This window comes from Bradyrhizobium sp. Arg816 (assembly GCF_029989365.1).
Classification (GTDB): Bacteria; Pseudomonadota; Alphaproteobacteria; order Rhizobiales; family Xanthobacteraceae; genus Bradyrhizobium.
Genome location: NZ_JAPRAQ010000086.1, coordinates 1 through 1032, shown reverse-complemented (window position 1 = coordinate 1032; position 1032 = coordinate 1). Strand labels below are relative to the sequence as shown.

The 1032-nt window shown below is 66.5% G+C and carries 1 protein-coding gene; it reads right to left on the bottom strand.

All coding sequences use genetic code 11. The features are described 5' to 3' along the window. A partial coding sequence (locus tag OWC48_RS45925) for a UDP-glucose/GDP-mannose dehydrogenase family protein (protein ID WP_282525915.1) occupies nucleotides 1-1032 on the bottom strand: 1032 nt, incomplete at both ends.

The following is a 1032-nucleotide window of genomic DNA, read 5'->3' as shown; positions in this document are numbered from 1 at the left end:
GCGCAGGAATAGGCGTCCTCGCAATAGGTGATGTTCGGCAGCTCGCCCTTGGCCTGCTCCATGCCGACGGGATCGAAGGCCTTGACCGTCGCGCCCATGTCGATCAGGCCGGTGACCAGCGGGATCGACGGCGCATCGCGCATGTCGTCGGTGTCGGGCTTGAAGGTGAGGCCGAGCACGGCGATGGTCTTGCCGCGCAGCGAGCCGCCGAGCGCCTGGCTCACCTTGCGCGCCATCGCGCGCTTGCGGTTCTCGTTGACGGCCAGCACGGATTCGACGATGCGCAAGCTCACGTCATAGTCCTGCGCGATCTTGATCAGCGCCTTGGTGTCCTTCGGGAAGCAGGAGCCGCCGAAGCCCGGACCCGCATGCAGGAACTTGGTGCCGATGCGGTTGTCGAGGCCGATGCCGCGCGCGACCTCCTGCACGTTGGCGCCGACCTTTTCCGAAAGGTCCGCGATCTCGTTGATGAAGGTGATCTTGGTCGCGAGGAACGCGTTCGCGGCGTATTTGATCATCTCGGCGGTGCGGCGCGCCGTGAACATCAACGGGGCCTGGTTCAGCGACAGCGGACGATAGACGTCGCCCATCACCTTGCGGCCGCGTTCGTCGGAGGTGCCGACGACGACGCGATCGGGGTACTTGAAGTCGCGGATCGCCGCGCCCTCGCGCAGGAATTCGGGGTTGGAGGCGACGACGACGTCGGCCGCGGGGTTGGTCTCGCGGATGATGCGTTCGACCTCGTCGCCGGTGCCGACCGGGACGGTGGACTTGGTCACGACGACGGTGAAGCCCGACAGCGACTGCGCGATCTCACGCGCGGCGGCGTAGACATAGGAGAGATCGGCGTGACCGTCGCCGCGGCGCGAGGGCGTGCCGACCGCGATGAAGACGGCATCGGCGTCCGCGACCGGCTTCGACAAATCGGTGGTGAAGTCGAGCCGCTTGGCCTTCACATTGGTCGCGACCAGCTCGTCGAGGCCGGGCTCGTAGATCGGAATCTCGCCGCGATGAAGCGCCGCGATCTTCTTC